Raw genomic sequence first — 280 nt, forward strand, 5'->3', positions numbered from 1 at the left:
TTACGACGGGAGGAGAGATAAAAATCGACAGTGCGGCCCCGGCTGTCGACGGCCCGGTACAGATACGCCCAGCGGCCATTGACCTTCACGTAGGTTTCATCCATGTGCCACGGGCAAAGATCGGAAGGGTTACGCCAGTACCAGCGCAGCCGTTTTTCCATTTCAGGCGCATAACGCTGAACCCAGCGGTAAATCGTGGAGTGATCGACATTCACTCCGCGTTCAGCCAGCATCTCCTGCAGCTCACGGTAACTGATGCCGTATTTGCAGTACCAGCGTA

Annotated in this window: 1 protein-coding gene; it reads right to left on the reverse strand. The window is 56.1% G+C overall.

The features are described from left to right. The coding region (locus tag QP413_RS10020; protein WP_284781613.1) for an IS6 family transposase at positions 1–280 on the reverse strand (280 nt) is incomplete at both ends.

This window comes from Corynebacterium sp. UMB4614 (assembly GCF_030217065.1).
In the GTDB taxonomy this organism is placed as follows: Bacteria; Actinomycetota; Actinomycetes; order Mycobacteriales; family Mycobacteriaceae; genus Corynebacterium.